3 protein-coding genes are annotated in these 17,116 nt (G+C 48.0%); all 3 read right to left on the bottom strand.

Annotated features, from left to right (window positions below):
• Positions 1-256 precede the first annotated feature (256 nt).
• Positions 257-4,915, bottom strand: coding sequence for a hypothetical protein (locus ACOMG9_RS17075; protein WP_448217780.1), 4,659 nt, complete (start codon positions 4,913-4,915; stop codon positions 257-259).
• Positions 4,912-10,719 (bottom strand): AAA family ATPase, encoded by a 5,808-nt coding sequence (locus tag ACOMG9_RS17070; RefSeq protein WP_448217779.1) that lies wholly within the window; start codon positions 10,717-10,719, stop codon positions 4,912-4,914. Before ACOMG9_RS17070 ends, ACOMG9_RS17075 begins: the two co-directional genes overlap by 4 nt.
• A 71-nt stretch (positions 10,720-10,790) precedes the next feature.
• The gene (locus ACOMG9_RS17065) at positions 10,791-17,066 is read right to left on the bottom strand and encodes a hypothetical protein (RefSeq protein ID WP_448217778.1); all 6,276 of its coding nucleotides are present in this window, start codon (positions 17,064-17,066) and stop codon (positions 10,791-10,793) included.
• Between the last annotated feature and the right edge of the window lie 50 nt (positions 17,067-17,116).

Here is a 17,116-nt window from a genome sequence, read left to right as displayed (position 1 = left end):
GAGTACCGTGAAAAGCGATTTTCACACCGGGAGAGGTAGCGATTTTTAATCGCTCAAGGCTGTCAATCGCTCAAGGCTGTCAATCGTTCATGGTTGTGGCGGTAAGCTGTTGAGTGAATTTAGTTCACAGTGGCAAATACGTTAAGCTGGTGAGTGAATTTAGCCGATAGCCCATTCTGAAAGAAACCAGTATGTAGTCCCTGATACTGGTTCCATTTGGATAGTTATGAAGGGGGGCATCCTCTGGTTTCTGATATCAAAGTTCGTCGCGGGTATTCTTGTCATGATCGAACTTCTCAACCTTGTGATCAGTCAGCGCTGCTTTTGGCTCGAAGAAGGCACCCAGCAAGTAAGAGTAAGGAATACTTTCTGAGTGGGAGAATGACCATTTAGGCACATTTTCCCTGAAGTATTTCTCCCAGCCATCGGCAAACAGCTTCATGGTACGATCCCGGCGTTCACGGAACTGCAGGTAATTTTCGTAACGCGTCCAGCCATGCATTCTGTTGCTCGCTTTAACACGATTCGTATAGGCGGCATCGGTTTCATTGAAGTGCTGAGGCGAGGCAATAGCGGCACGTTGCACATATTCATCCTGCGTTTCACCCAGGCCTGTCCAGCGATTCATCTTGTCAAGACTACGACCCAGAGGCCCACCCAGCCATTGACTAAGCATCTTGTTGTCGTTCATAAAAAAGTCGAAAGTCAGACTCGACGCCAGTGTGAGTCCGAAGGTTTGGGCGAAGGTAAACCCGGATACAAGGCCGTGGGCGTATGCACCGACAGTGGCTACCGGACCCAGCACCAGACCGGCGGTGGCAGAAGCCAGAGTTTTTACTTTTTGTGGTGTCACTCTGTGTAGCAGCGGAATCTGAACTCCCTGTCCTGAGCCCATGGATTTCACTATTTCAGGCACCAGACGGGAAATACTGCGATACCTATGAGGATTGGCATTGTGCTGTCGGGCAAATAACATGGAGCCGGTTTTCAGCAGAATGACTGAGGCTGCGGCTTTACCCAATGGCATGGCCAGTCCGCCCACTTCAGAGATTTTTTCAATCCTGCCGTGGCAGGCATATTGTCCGGTTCGGTCAAGATCTACACCGTATCGTTCCAACCAGTGCTGGAAAGGTGTGAGCATTCTGTGCAGATAATCACCTCTGTTGGTCAGGTCCAGCAGATAGAGGAATGACATGTTTGCAAGGGACTGCGTGGTAGCCTGCGAGGCGGTATGAGTCACCAGTAGTGGTTTGTAGCTGGAGTAGTACCAGGTCACTGCCTGCAGCAGGAAGGCTGAAGGCTTGAGCCAGTAATCATTGAGCTGCTGCTCAACTGCGGCAGCATGAGCCTGCATCAATGTGCCATGGATAGTCTGGATCAGTTCTGATTCAGATATTCCGGCCGCATTGGCGTGAGGTGTCAGGGTATCCTGAAGATGGGTCAGGAAAGCTGCTGTCCTGCGGCCATTGTCAAAGGCAATATCGTCAAGAATGTAGTTGGCAATGACCGCAGCTGCGTACTCCTTCGTGCCGGTAACAGACTCTTTCATACCTGCCGGAGCGGTTGCGGTCACAGGAGTGAGGGCAGTCTGTATGAATTCCTCGATACCTTTTTCTGACAGCATCTGGATAACGGATTTGAACTCAGCCACCCCCATGTCGTGTTTATGGCCAAGGAAGTGCTCAAATTCCTGCTCAATCTCGTAACCGCCGACATCTCTGGCGGCCTTCATGTAGTTTTCAAGTTCAACCTTGCTGATCAGCCCTTCATGGAGCAAAGTGATGATCTTGTTGCCACTGGCAGAACGGGCAGAGAAGTATTCCATGAAGCTTTTCAGATCTTCTGGCTCATGTTCAACGTAATGAATGGCTGCTGAGTTCATGTCCAGAATTTCATCGTCGTATAGCTGTGTGTCTTTTCTGGCATGGCTGAAAGAATCTGTCTGAGCATCAAAATCCTGCATGCCTGAGTGTGCGGCAACCGGTGTGGGGGTAACCGGTGTTGCGACAACCGGTGTTGGGGCAATCGATGTTGGGGCAATCGATGCCGGGGTAACAGGTTGACTGATTTCATGAATGTTCTGGTGGCTGAGTCTGGCTTGTTTTTCTGGTGGCTGGGTACCATCCCGTTTATCAATACCAAGCTTTGCCACCATTTGAGTGATGTAATCTTGACTGATTTCTTCTACAGCGACACTAATTACTCTTTTCATAGGTGGGATTCGATCGGTTTGCTCCTGAAGACTCTTTAACCAGTTTCTCCGTTCTGTCATTTCTTTTGCCATCTGAAGGCCCTGTAACCTGAGGTGTTGATGAATGGCCTGGCAACGGATTTCCGGGTCCTTTTCGATATCCGGAACCAGACCGAGCTGAACTTCAATGTGAGCCAGCTTCTTATGGATTATCCGCTCGGTTAGTTCTTTCTTTTGTTGCAGGTATTGTTTAAAGGACTGAAGGATACGCAGGTCACCTTTATTGACCGAAGTTATATCTCGCTTGCCTTCTGTGGCCGGTGTTTTTGCTTTTACAGCTTCTTCATCAGGCAGTGCTGTTGCGTGTATCAATTGCCTGATTTTATTCGTTCTTTTTCTGATGAGTCTGGTTTGTTCTTCGGGTAGTCGGGTATCATCCCGGTCATCAATACCAGGCTCTGCTGCCAGTTGAGCGTTGCGAACTTTTGTGGTGTCTGTTGTTGCATCATGAGTCTGTCGCTCCAGCTCTGGAATTCGTTCGACTTTCTGCTGAAGTTTCGTTCTGGTGCTCTGTTGCTGAACAGGTTGTTGATCACTCTGAGCTTCCAGCTGCCTGACTTCAAAGACAGCCAGTCTTTTAGGGACTTTCTCATTGGTTACTTGTATGTCTTGTTGCAGCAGTTGTCGAATGAACTGAAGGTAACCCAGACCGTTTTCATCGATCGAAACAATACTGCACTCGCCTTCAGTGGCTACCGCTTTTGCTTTGACAGCTTCTTCATCAGACTGCCCTGTTACGGCAAATAGTGCGGCAACCAATTGGTTGATTTTGAGCACTTTTTTTTTGATGAGTCGGTCTTGTTCTCTAAATGGCTGGATATCATCCCAGTCATCAATACCAAGCTCTGCCGCCATTTGAGCGTTGCGAGCTGTTGTCAGGTCAAAACGCATTTGTTGTTTCTGCTCTGGAAATCGTTCAACTTCCGGCTGAAGTTTCTGTAACAGGTTGTTCTGTTGTTGCTGCTCATAACGAAGCTGCATAAGCTCATCATCAATTCGTTTTTTGAGTTGAGCTATTCTGAGATGTTCTTTTTCACTGGTAGTGGTTTTTTCTATTTTAAACAGCACTTGCCGTCTAAGATGGGTGAGACCGTATTCTTTTAACAGCAATATTTTCTGATTGTTTTCCGTCTCAATTATCTGTCTGGTAGTCTCGCTTCCGACCTTGAAAACAAGCTTTTTTTTAGTCTCACGAGTATCACCCAGCTCTTGGTTGATACGATTGTAAGCAGGCATCAGGTCATGAATGTCCTGAATAAAGCGCTGGTTATTCAGAAGATTTTCCAGTGCAGGTTTAAAGCTGAAGTTTTTTTCGAGTTGATTAAACATCAAGGCAGGCGTGAAGATCGATGAAGTGACTTTAATCTGTCCTATTGAGAGGTCAAATTCATCTGCTCCATCTTGCATAGCAACGGTCAACGCCTGCTGAAGATATTCATAGTATAAAAGCGTCGTCAGCTGCTGTTCGTATGAGAACATTGACAGTTTCTTTTTGATGGCAAGTGTCGTTTTTTCATCTTTGCCAGGTTCAGGATTGTGCTGTTCAGCTATCCTCTCCAGCAGTGCCATCTGCTTGCCTCGAATGATGTTTTGGTAGCTTTTGACTTTGTCTTTTTTAACTCGTGTTATTGCTTCAGAAGGGGGGCAATTGCAGTCATACCATTGCAACCAGATGTCATACAGAAGCTCTACAAAAGCGACATCAGCCGGGTTCTGCTTCTGACCATGGAAAACAATAACCTCTCCCTGAGCCTCAGTCACTTCCAGTTTTGGACAATTCTCAGGCACAGCATAAGCCTGTGTGTCATCCTCGACGTGTATAACGTATCCGACGGGTTTATGGAATGATAACAGATCGTTCAGAGCTTCCTGTTGTAATTCTTTTCCCAGAACATGAACCTGGGTATAGGCAGAGGAAGCTGCTGCTAAAAGTGCTTCATCATTGATAAAGAGCGTTTGACCCAGACGCTGCAGCCTGGGAGGTTGATCGCCGACAGCGACAAGACGCATGAAGGTACGCCCATTCACTTCAACCCGGTCTACTTCAACTGTGGCAAGGGCAACATAGTCATCAACTTCGCCAAGCTTTCCTGCTCTTCCATGGGCCCCCTTCAGCACTGCAGCCAGTTGTTCGGGGCTGGCGATTTTTGTTAACGGATCTAATGGTTGGATGTCACCTGACTGAGTTCGAACAATCTCAATGGAGCCCTGATCGGTCATTCCGTTTCTGACTTCAATGACCAGTTTCTTTTCTGCAAGGTTATGGATGAACCTGAAGACCCCCTCATCACCCACCTTCAGGACTTTGGTGTATTTCTGAGCAGCGTCATTCTTGCCTGTTTCAAACTGATCAACGCTGGAAACGCCGCCATCAATGCCGGGAAGAACATCCGTGAAGCACTCATAAGGAAAATGATAGCCCGCTACGGTCTGAGTCTGGTAAGGGTAGATGGTTGTGAAAGATTTGGGTATTGGCTGCCGGTCGTCACCTACAGTTGGCTGAACTATGACCTCGCGCTGGGTAAACTCCACAGGTATTTTGGCATAAATACCGAAAGATCTTGTCTGCAGTCGGCGATCGGCCATTGCCTGTGCAGTAATGATGGAAGAGCTGATTGCAACGGCCACTGCAAGTCTTAACGCATTGGGGCGAACATTTGTCATTCTACTACCTCAGAGCTGCCGAATGACTCGAAGAAGACACCCAGAGTGTAGGAGTAAGGAATACTTTCTGTATGAGAGAACGACCATTTAGGTACATTTTCCCTGAAGTATTTCTCCCAGCCATCCGCAAACAGTTTTATGGTGCGATCACGGCGTTCACGAAATTGCAGATAATTTTCGTGTCGCGTCCAGCCATACATCCTGTTGTTTGCTTTAACGCGGCTTGCATACTCTTCATCGGTTTCACTGAAGCCCTGAGGTGATGCAATAGCGGTACGTTTTAAATACGCATCGTCCGTTTCGCCAAGACCCCGCCAGCGATTAATTTTGTCAAGACTGCGTCCAAGAGGTCCAGCCAGCCATTGAGTGAGCATCTTGTTGTCGTTCATAAAAAAGTCGAAAGTGAGACTCGACGCCAGGGCGAATCCGAAGGTTTGGGCATAGGTGAACCCGGATATAAGACCATGGGCGTATGCTCCGACAGTGGCTACCGGACCCAGCACAAGCCCGGCGGTGGCAGAAGCCAGAGTTTTTACTTTTTGTGGTGTCACTCTGTGTAGCAGCGGTACCTGAACCCCTTGTCCGGAACCCATGGATTTCACTATTTCGGGCACCAGACGGGAAATACTGCGATACCTCCGGGGGTTGGCGTTGTGCTGTCTGGCAAACAGCATAGAGCCGGTTTTCAGCAGAATGACTGAGGATGCAGCTTTACCTAATGGCATGGCCAGTCCGCCCACTTCAGAGATTTGTTCAATGCCACTGTGATAGGCATATTGGCCGGTTCGGTCAAGATCAACTCGGTAGCGTTCCAGCCAGTGCTGGAAAGGTGTGAGCATTCTGTGCAGATAATCCCCCCTGTTGGTCAGGTCCAGCAAATAGAGGAACGCCATGTTTGAGAGGGACAGCGTGGTAGCCTGCGAGGCAGTATGAGTCGCCAGTAACGGTTTGTAGCTGGAGAAGTACCAGGCGACAGCCTGTACCAGGAAGGCAGAAGGTTTGACCCAGTAATCCTTTAGCTGCTGCTCAACCGCTGCGGCATGGGCCTGCATCAATGCGTTATGGATAACCTTGATCAGGTCTGATTCAGACGGGTCGGCAGCATTGGCATAAGGTGTCAGGGTATCCTGAACATGGCTCAGGAAAGCTGCTGTCCTGCGGCCATTATCAAAGGCAATATCGTCAAGCACGTAGTTGGCGATGACTGCCGCTGCGTACTCTTGCATGCCGACAACCGATTCTTTCATTCCCGCCGGACCGGATGCCATCACGGTCACAGGCATAAAGGCACGCTGCATAAGTGCCTCAGCACCCTCATCGGACAGTTTCCAGACATGGCTCTCGAACCCAGACAATCTGACGCCATGTTGGTAACCAAGAAAGTGTTTAAATTCATCCACTGTCTGATAACTGTCGATTCTTTTGACGGCTTTTATGTAGTTCTCAAGTTCAACCTTGCTGATCAGACCTTCACGCAGCAGAGTGATGATCTTGTTACCAGTGGCAGAATGGCTGGCGAAGTATTCCGAGAAGCCTTTCAGGTCAACCGGTTCATGCTCGACGGAGTGAATACCTGCTGAGCCTGTTCTTTTAATCAGGTCGTCGTATTGTTGAGCCCCTGTTTTTATCTCATTCCGTGCTCTGTGAACCAGATTCTGAATTTCTTCCAGGATATTCACGTGCCGATCTTCTGAAGGCTCTGAGGGGTTTACCGGGAAGTTCCTCTTCAGACTTTTGAAGAATTCCACTACCCGGCTGGCCTGGTCAAACGTCAGATCTTTGCCAACCTCTGCCTGCAAGAGGATGGTTGCAAATTCATCGTCAAAATCGAAACCCTTGAGATATACCAGCCTCTTGCTGTTTGCTGCAAATACTTCCAGGCCTATTGCGACTTCCAGAGCCTGTTTCCTGAGAGGGTGCTGCTGCATGAATGTGTGGATGGCGTCCAGAACTTTTACCTGTTTCGGTGTGTACTGGAAGGGGCCACCGTCATTTTCGACCGTTTTCTCCGCAATCGCCAGGACTACTTTCAGTCTGTCAATGTCTGCTTTCCTGGTTTCAATCTCAGCTTCCAACTGAACCTGAAGGTCAGTGCGGCTCCCTTCACACAACTTCTGATCGCGACGAAGAGTAGCCAGTTTTAACTTCAGCACACTTTCAACCCATTCTATTTCCTCTCTGGCGCTGGCCACCTCACGATCAAGAACATATCGGGGCTTAGGTCCCAGGCGGGCCATTTGCCTGTCAAGCTCATTCTCAATGACGGCTACACGCTCATAAACGTCAGGCTCACCCGCCTTAAAAACTTCAACATCCAACTGTCGGAGTTTTTCATCAATCAGATCGGTCTGGAGGTCGATAATGGCATCATCTTGATAGTCTTTAATGTTGAGTTGATGAGCCATTTCATTGTTCCAGGCTCTTTTGGCAACTTCATCATCATAGTTTTTGTGAACTTGATTCAGTAATTCACGGATTTTTGCTCTCAGAACAGACTTCTGGCGACGCAGCAGGCTGACATGGTTTTCTGCAAAGGTTACCTCCAGGTCTCTGGCCAGTTTTGCAGTCAATGCCAGACCTCTTTCTTTAGCTGCAACGTTTTGATCAGAGCAGATTTTCAGTTTGCGTTCTGCGTCGGTAAGATCAGGATAATAGCCATATCCTTCAATGGCTCGCTTATCGACCTCTTCGACTTTATAGGTAAGACACCTGCGAAGCATATCAAGCCATTTTGGCCGCCTTTGCTTCCCACGAGAAAAGATAATATGAGCATCAGGGCTTTCAGGTTCGGGATCTTCTTTGAAGTACACAAGTTCAAAGGCCACACGCAGGTTGTCTGTCTGCCAGATATTTTGTAGTTTATCCCGCATGTACTCCGGGATATTATCGTCATTGAGCCTTGCACGAACCCTGGCAAGTCTTGCTGCATTGTCATCATCTTCATCGATTTCGATGTTAAATACTTCTTCTATGGCTTCCAGCAGGTCCTCAGCTTTTTCCTCTGCCCACTCTCTTGATTTTGTGATGAATTCCTGCATTTCTTCAGAAATAGACTGGCGACGGAGATACACATCGTCGTTTTGATTGGGGTCATGTATCTCCATGGCTTCTTCTACGTCACTCAATATCTTGAGTACTTCAGGCATGGCTCTGGGGTGGCCTGGTGTTCTGATGTCTTCCAGTTGTTCTTCCAGCTCTTTAATTCTGGAGAGCTTGTCTCTTATTGTCGACTCCAGGATGGCGCGGTTGTCCAGTGTGGTGACTTCCCCAGAGTGTGCTGTTGCAGCAGTTGATGTTGCGGCAACCATCGTTGCGGCAACTGCTGTTGAGCTAACCGGCGCTGTGCTAACCGGCGTTGGGGCAATTGATGTTGTGGTAACCGGTTGCCTGATTTCATGAATTTTCTGGTTGATAAGCCTGGCTTTTTTTTCTGGTGGCCGGGTATTGTCCTGGTCATCAATACCGGGGTCCTCTGTCGTTTGAGCATTGAGAGCTTTTATGGCATCTGCTCTGGCATCATGAGTTTGTTGTTTCGGCGCTGTAATTCGATCGGTTATCTGCTGAAGTTTTTGTAACGGGTTTTTCTGTTCTTCCTGCTCTTGTCGATTCTGATCAGGTTGTTGAATGAGCTTAATCGCCTTCTCGTGAAGGTACTGCAGAATTTCCTGGTGACGGGCTTCCAGGTCGTTTTCGCTTTTCGGAGTCAGACCGAACTCTTCTTCAATTTCAGCCAGCCGAATCTCTTCATCGATGGGGTCTGTATTCCGTTGCAGATGTCGTTGCATATACTGAAAGAGGGTTCCCTGATCGATTTCATCGCTCAGGATAGGACCAAAACGGCCTTTAATGGCTGCATATGTTACTTTTACAGCTTCTTCATAAAACGGTCCTTTTCCAGTAATTGCTGCGACCCCCGTCTGATGGATTTGATCAATTCTTTTTTCGATGCATCTGGCTTGTTCTTCGAGTGGTTGGGTATCATCCCAGTCATCAATACCCAGTTCTACTGCCCTTCGGCTGTTGTAAGTTTTTCTGGCCTCTTCTCTGGCATCACAAAGTTGTTGTTCCAGCTTTGGCGTTCGTTTGATTTCCTGCTGAAGTTTATTTAACTGGTTTTGCAGTTCTCCTATCGCTTTTCGGGTCTCTGCAAGCCCATTCTCAATTCCCTGATTGAGCACAATTGCTAAGGGTTTTTCCGTTTCGGTGGCAGCGTCTTTCTCCGTGGCGTGTTTTAAGTGGACTCTAAGCTGGATCATTTGTCTTTCTTGTGTCTGCTGGGCTTCCAGTTGGCTTTCCACCTCAATCAGCTGTCTGGAAATATCTCTCATGACTTTGGAAGTAAACTTTTCCAAGTCCCCGGGAACATCGGTCTGTGCCTGATCGGTATGACTGCCATCCGGTATCACTTTCAGAATATTCTGAATAAATAACGGGTTAGTCAGAAGATTTCCAAGTGCAGGCTTGAAGCTGAAGTGTTTTTCGAGTTGATTATGAATCCAGGTTGGCGTGACGACCGATGAAGTGACCTCGATGTGTCCTATTGTGAGTTCAAATTCATCCACTCCATCGGAAGTAGCACTGGTTAACAATGCCTGCTGGAGATATTCATAGTATGACAGTGTTCTCAGTTCATCTTCGTAAGCAAGCGTCGTTTGTCCACCTCCGTCAGGTTTAGCATTGTGCCCTGCAGCTAACTCTTCCAGCAGTGCCATCTGCCTGCTTCGAATGGTGTACTGGTAGCTTTTGACCTTGTCTTTTTTAACCTTTACTGCTGTTTCAGAGGAGGAGGTGCAGGCAAATCCTTTCGCCCAGGTGTCGTAAAGGCCATCCACAAATGCGATATCGGCCGGATTATGTTTCTGACCATGGAACACAATAGTTTCACCCGGAGCCTCAGTCACTTCCAGTTTCGGATAACCAGCAGGCACCGGATAAACCTTTGTGTCATCCTCAACGTTGACAACATAGCCGACGGGTGGATGATATGAAAACAGATCATTCAGGGCTTCCTGTTGTAAATCTTTCCCCAGAACATGAACCTGGGTATAAGCAGAGGTGGCTGCCGCGAAAAGTGCCTCATCATTGACAAAGAGCGATTGACCCAGGCGCTGCAACCCGGGAGGCTCATCGCCCGCTGCGATAAGACGCATGAAGGTGCGCCCGTTCACTTTCACGTCATCTACTTCAATGGTGGCAAGGGCAACATAATGATTAACTTCGCCAAGGTTTCCTGCTCTTTCATTCGCGCCTCTGAGTAATCCGGTCAGTTGTTGTGGGCTGGCGATTTTTGTTAACGGTTCTAATGGTTGGATATCACCTGATTGCGCACGAACAGCCGCAATTGAATCCAGAAGGGTCATTCCGTTTCTGACTTCAATGACCAGTTTGTCGTCTTCAAGGTTATGGCTGAACCTGAATACCCCCTCATTGCCAACCTTCAGGACTTTGGTGTACTTCAGAGCAGCATAATTTTCGTCTGTTTCAAACTCGTCAACACTGGAAACGCTGCCCTCAATGCCAGAAAGCACATCCGTGAAACCTTCAGAAGGAACCCTATAGCCTGCTCTTGCCCGAGTCAGATCAGGGTAGGTGGTTGTAAAGGATTTGGGTATAGGCTGCTGGTCATTCCCCAAAGTTGGCTTAACTATGATCTCACTCTGGGTAAATTCCACATGTCCAGTGCCCTGAATATCGACAGACCTGACTTGTAACCTGCGATCGGCCACTGCCTGTGTAGCAGCAATGGAAGAGCTGATTGCAATTGCCACTGCAAGTCTTAATGAATTGGGGCGGGCATTTGTCATTCTGCTGCCTCAGAGCTGGGTACTCTTATTACCGTGAAAAGTGATTACCACAACCGGAGTGAAAGCAGCTTTCAATCAGGGTGGTCTGCCGGGGCGGCAAGTGGAAAGCTTGATTGAGGAGTATTTCTCTTGTCATGACCCTGAACTTTCTGATCATCGCCCTGTTGCTGCTCATAGAAGGCACCCAGAGTGTAGGAGTAAGGAATACTTTCTGCATGGGAAAATGACCATTTAGGCACTTTTTCCCTGAAGTATTTCTCCCAGCCATTCTCAAACAGTTTCATGGTGCGATCACGGCGTTCACGGAACTGCAGATAATTTTCGTGCAGAGTCCAGCCATACATGGTGTTATTTGCCTTGACTCGGCTTGCGTACTCTTCATCGGTTTCAACATAGCGCTGAGGTGTGGCAATGGCCGTACGTTTCACATAATCGTCCTGCGTTTCACCGACGCCTCGCCAGCGATTAATCCTGTCAAGGCTACGACCCAGAGGTCCACCCAGCCATTGAGTGAGCATCTTGTTGTCGTTCATAAAAAAGTCGTAAGTGAGACTCGATGCCAGAGCGAAGCCGAAGGTTTTAGCGTAGGTAAACCCGGATACCAGACCGTGAACGTATGCTCCGACAGTGGCTACCGGACCCAGCACCAGACCGGCTGTGGCAGAGGCCAGGGTTTTCACTTTTTGTGGTGTCACCCTGTTCAGCAGCGGCACCTGAAACCCTTGTCCGGAACCCATGGATTTCACTATTTCGGGTACCAGACGGGAAAGGCTGCGATACATGAGGGGGTTGGCGTTGTACTGTCTGGCAAACAGCATAGAGCCGGTTCTCAGCAGAATGACTGAGGAAGCGGCCTTGCCCAATGGCATTGTCAGCCCTGCGACTTCAGAGACTTGTTCAATGTCATTGTGTTCGGAATATTGGAAGGTTCGGTCAAGATCAATACCGTAGTGTTGCAACCAGTGCTGGAAAGGTGTCAGCATCCTGTGCAGGTAATCCCCCCTGTTGGTCAGATCCAGAAGATAGAGTAACGACATGTTTGAGAGGGAGAGTAAGTTAGCCTGCCAGGCGTTATGGGCTACCAGTAGCGGTTTGTAGCTCGAGAAGTACCAGGTAAAAGCCTGTACCAGAGCGGCTGAAGGTTTGACCCAGTAATCATTGAGTTGCTGTTCAACCGCTGCAGCATGAGCCTGCTTCAAGGTGCCATGAATAACCCGGATCAGTTCTGATTCAGATATTCCGGCAGCATTGGCGTAAGGTGTCAGGGTGTCCTTAACATTGGTCAGGAAAGCTGCCGTCCTGCGGCCATTGTCAAAAGCAATATCGTCAAGAACATAGTTGGCGATGACTGCAGCAGCGTACTCTGTCATGTCGGCAACCGACGCTTTCATAGCCACCGGGCCAGTTGCTGTCACAGGCGTAAAGGCATCCTGCATGAATTCCCTGGCAGCCGTGTCGGACAGCATCTGGACGGCATCTTTGAAGTGAGGCACATTGACGCCGTGCTTGTAGCCAAGGAAGTGCTCAAATTCTGCCACTGTCTGATAACCATAGGCGCCCCTGATGGCCTTCACGTAGTTCTCAAGTTCAACCTGACTGATCAGACCTTCACGCAGCAGAGCTATGATCTTGTTACCGGTGGCAGAATGGGTAGCGAAGTATTCCGAGAAGCTGCTTTTCAGGTCCTCTGGTTCACGCTCGACGAAGTGAATGCTTGCTAAGCCGATGGCGTAAATTTCGTCATCGTATTCTGGTGCTCCTGTTTCCATCTCATGCTTGGCTCTATGTACCAGATTCTGGACTTCTTCCAGAATATTCACAGGCTGATCTTCCGCAGGCTCGGAAGGGTAGGCCGGGTAATCCCTCTTCAGGGTCTTGAAGACTTCCACAATCCGACTGGCCTGTTTAAACGTTAAGTCTTCGACCACTGTCTGCAAGTGAATGGGCGCGAATTCATCGTCAAAATTGAAATCCGGAAGATGGGGTATTGTCTTACCGTTTATTACTGCCAGACCCATTGCGGCTTGCAGAGCTTGTCGTTTGAGAGGTTGTTGCCACGTGAATGTCTGGATAGCGTCCAGAACTTTTGCCTGCTTCGGCGTGTACTGGAAGGGACCGCCTTGATTTTCGACGGCTTTCTGGGCAGCCTCCAGGGCAGCCTTCATTCTCTCAATGTGTGCTTTCCTGGTTGCAATTTCACCATCCAGGGAGGCCCTTTTCTGAATCAGTTGCCGGACCTTGTCGCTGATAACGTTTTCACTGCCCAGTTGTAACTGTCTGTTTCTCAGGGCATCAATCCGTTGTTCCAGGGGGGCAGTAGCGTCTGGTTTAAGACCCACGGCTTCTTCGACGGTTTCAAGAGCTTTTTTATGATAATCCCTCAGAGCGACTTCTGCTTTTGATACAGCTTCACTTTTCTGCTTCAGGGCTGAACCCGGCTCCATGTCTCCGGAATGGATAATCTCCTGTCTTTTAGCAACCAGACCCTCCTGCGCATTCCCCTCTTCAAGGCGGGTATTGGTCAATTCCATACTTTTCCTGTCGTGCTCATTCAGGAATACTGTGACATCAGCGTACTTTTTCCTGATTAAAGTCTGTTCATCCAATACCTCATCGATTTCATCGATTGCTTTGTGAATAATCCTGTCTCTATAATTGCCGTCAGAATGAATGGAGGAATAAGCTTGTTTCAGTAAAATGGTGTCATCTGTTGTCTGAGTTTCATGATCTATTCTGGCTTTCACTTTCTCAGCGATTTCATCTCGACTTCCTTTGAAACTCCGCAGGAAATGTTTTACGGTTTTTTTTCGCTCTAAAAGGAAGTGCTTGAAGTCCTTTGCTCGCTCTTCAAGGGTTTGCTCATCACTTGCAGTCTGACCCCACTCGACCTGAAGTTGTTTTATTGCCTGATTGAGAGCTTCTTTTTCTTCATCCAAGATTCCTTGGCGGACAACAGGGTTCAAGCTAAGCAAAAGCTGTGTGACATCAATAGCATCCCGTTTTTGATAAGCAGACCCCAGCTCACTTTTAGCTTTTTCTACTGCTTGCTCGGCTCTGGCTACTGCACGATCAAGAACGTATCGGGGTTTTGGTCCCAGCCGGGCCATTTGCCTGTCAAGCTCATTCTCAATGGCCGTGATATGCTCATTAACCTCAGCAAAACCTGCCTGGTATACTTTTTGATCCAGCTGTTGCAGTTTTTTACTGATTAGAATGTTTTGGTCTTCTATGGTGGCGTCATCTTTATAGTCGTCAATGTTGAGTTGATGAGCAATTTCATTGTTTCTGTTTCTTCTGACATCCCCATGGACATAGGCTTCGTCAACTTCGTCCATTAATGCCATAATTTTTTCGCTAATTTGATACTTGTTGTAAGTCATGTGAGCATCGTTTTCATATTTCACCCCCAGATCATTGGCCAGCCTGGCGAGGAAGGCTTTACCCTTTTCTATAGCCTCATTTTTTACAACGGAGTCGACCTGCAGTTTCTCTTCTATTGCTATAAGCAGCTTTTTCTGTTGTCTTCTGGCTTGCCTGTCCGGCTCCTGGACATGAAAAGTAAGACGCCGATGAAGCTTCTCGCGTTGCAGATCCCTTTGGTCGGCAGGTGTGATGTCTTCTTTGCAGAGGGTTTGCTCTATGGTATCCAGCGTGGCTTGCGAAACACCATTGTTGTCAAGTTTTGTACAAACCCTTTCAAGTCGGATTGCTTTGTCATCAGCTTCGTTGACATTGATCTTGAGTATTTCTTCTGCGGTTTTCAGAGCAACCAGCGCTTGTTGCTCTGCCCTCTGGCTGGTTTCTGCAATGTATGTCTGAATTTTCTCAGAAATGGCATCACGACGGAGGTACTCACCATCGTTTTCATCAACGTCATTCATCTCAAGGACATTTTCTGCGGATCTCAGTGTCTCAATTACTTCAGGCCTGGCTCTGGGGTGGCCAGGGGTTATGATGTCTTGCAGTTCTGCTTCCAGTTCTGCTTCCAGTTCTGCAAGCCTGTGGAGCTGGAAGTTTACCCTTGATTCCAGTGTCTTGCGGTCTTCTGGCGTGCTGTCTCCACTCAGCTCAATACCTGAAACGGCTGTCAGAGCAGCTTTTCTGGCCCTGGTATAAGAATTCTCTATATCCAATTGATCATTCAATGTCTCAACTATTTGCAGCAGGCTTTTTTGTTGCGCAGCCATTGTCTCGATTTTATCAAGCAGGCATTCCAGCTGAACGTCAATATCTGCATTGCCATCAAAATCCTGAATGTTTAAATGTTCGGCAAGGGTTGCAAAGCGAGCTTTGGTTGCCGCTATTTTTTCGGCTTCTGTTCTGATGCTTCGTTGCTGAAAATTTTCCTGCTCGACCTCAGCTGCTTGCTGCTTCAGGTACTGTGAAAGGGATTGAGAGCGGGCATCCGGATGGTTTTCATTTTCTGGAATAATACGGGGCTGACGTTCAATAGCCGTCAGACTGGGTTCTACAGTTTCTTGCTGACGCGGTTCTGTTGCGATAACTGCTGCGAAGATGTCATTAATTCTTTCTATGATTCGTCTGGCTTGCTCTTCTAGTGGCAGGGAATCATCCCAGTCAACTATGCCAAGCTTTGCTGCTTTTTCAGAATTGTAAACATTTCTGGCATTATGAAATTGTTGTTCCAGGGCTGGAAGTCGTTTACTTTCCTGCCGAAGTTTCTGTTCCTGGTCTTTCAGGGATGCCAGTTTGAAACGGAGCTTTTCAAGCTCATCATTGATTCGTACCTTGATTTCCAGTGCTTCGAATTTTTCCTTTACTCCAGCAACCTGCGTATCCACTGCATGCTGCAACTCATTGTTGATCTCCAGGATTTTGGCTTCTTTTATATGTAGCTCCTCCATTAAGTTGTACATTTCAGGCAGCTGTCTGGCTATGTCGCTAATGACTTTGCCAGCAAAGGCTTCGTCGTTCCCAAAAGCATCGGATTGCTCTTTGTTGATTACGCCGACAACAGGTATTAACGTGTCAATAAAGCGATGCTTAGTCAGAAGATTTCCAAGTACAGGCTTGAAGCCGAAGTGTTTTTCGAGTTGAAAATGTAACCAGGATGGCGTGATGACAGATGCAGCTGTTGTGATGTGTTCCAATGCGAATTCAAATTGAGAGGCACTATCGGGAGTAGCACTGGTCAATGCCTGCTGGAGATATTCATAGTATGCAAGCATCGCCATTGGATACAGGCTAAATTCACCATCGTGATGTTCGTGTTTTGCAGCCATCTCCTCCAGCACTGCCATCTGCCTGCTCCGGATGATGTACTGGTAGTATCTGGTTTCATAGCTTTTAACCTGTGTTTTTATTGCATCAGGCAGGTTTTTACCATCATCTTCTCGCCAGAATTTAAGGAGGGTTTCTATAAAAGCGACATTGGTCGGATACTGTGAATAACTCTTGAACACAATAACCTCCCCCGGCGCTTCTGTTACTTCCAGCTTTGGATAGCCGGCAGGTACAGGGTAAGCTCGCGTGTCATCTTCGACGTGCACAACATATCCGACCGGTTTGCTGTGTGCTAACAGTTCATTAAGAGCCTGCTGTTGTATATCCCGTTCCAGTACATGAACCTGAAAATAGGCAGAGGTGGCGGCTGCCAGCAGAACATCATCATTGACAAAGAGTGACTGACCCAGACGCTGCAGGTCAGGGGGCTGGTCGCCTGCAGCGACAAGACGCATGAAGGTGCGCCCATTCACTGCAACCTTGTCTACTTCAATGGTGGCAAGGGCAACATAATGATCACTTGTGCCGAGTTTTCCTGCCCTGTTTCCGGCAGCTACGAGCACTTCGTCCAGTATGTAGGGTGAGGCAGTTTTTGTTAAGGGTTCCAGTGATTCGAAGCCTTCCATTTGCTCAAGCACAGCGGCAACTGAATCCCGATCGGTCATTCCGGCCCTGACTTCAATGACCAGTTCTTCTTCTTCAAGGTTATGGGTGAACCTGAAGACGCCCTCATCACCCACCTTCAGGGTTCTGGTGTATTTCTGAGCAACGCTATTCTCATCTGTTTCAAACAGATCAACAATGGAAACGCCCTCGTTGATGCCAGGAAGAACGCCTATAAAAGTAGGAAAGATATAGTCGTCACTGAAATGAGACATATCAGGGTAGGTGGTGGTAAAGGATTTAGGTATTGGCTGCTGGTTATCATCAAGAGTTGGTTTAACTATGACATTACTCCGGAAGAGCTGCACTTGTCCATTGTCCTGAATACCGACAAATTTTGTCTGAAGTCTGCGTGTCGCCAGTGCCTGAGTTGCCATGATGGAAGAGCCGATGGCAATGGCCACTGCAAGGGTTAATGCACGGGGGCGGGCATTTGTCATCCGGATACCTCAGCGCTGGGTAGAAAGTTTGATTGAGGGGGCATTTCTCG

The sequence above is a fragment of the Endozoicomonas sp. PH6C genome, from assembly GCF_059322965.1.
Note: the sequence above shows the minus strand (reverse complement) of the source record. Positions and strands in the feature narration are given on the sequence as shown.

Excerpts from the sequence above, each read along its gene's own strand:
- ACOMG9_RS17075 (WP_448217780.1), bottom strand. The coding sequence starts at position 4,915 with ATGACAAATGTTCGCCCCAATGCGTTAAGACTTGCAGTGGCCGTTGCA.
- ACOMG9_RS17070 (WP_448217779.1), bottom strand. The coding sequence starts at position 10,719 with ATGACAAATGCCCGCCCCAATTCATTAAGACTTGCAGTGGCAATTGCA.
- ACOMG9_RS17065 (WP_448217778.1), bottom strand. The coding sequence starts at position 17,066 with ATGACAAATGCCCGCCCCCGTGCATTAACCCTTGCAGTGGCCATTGCC.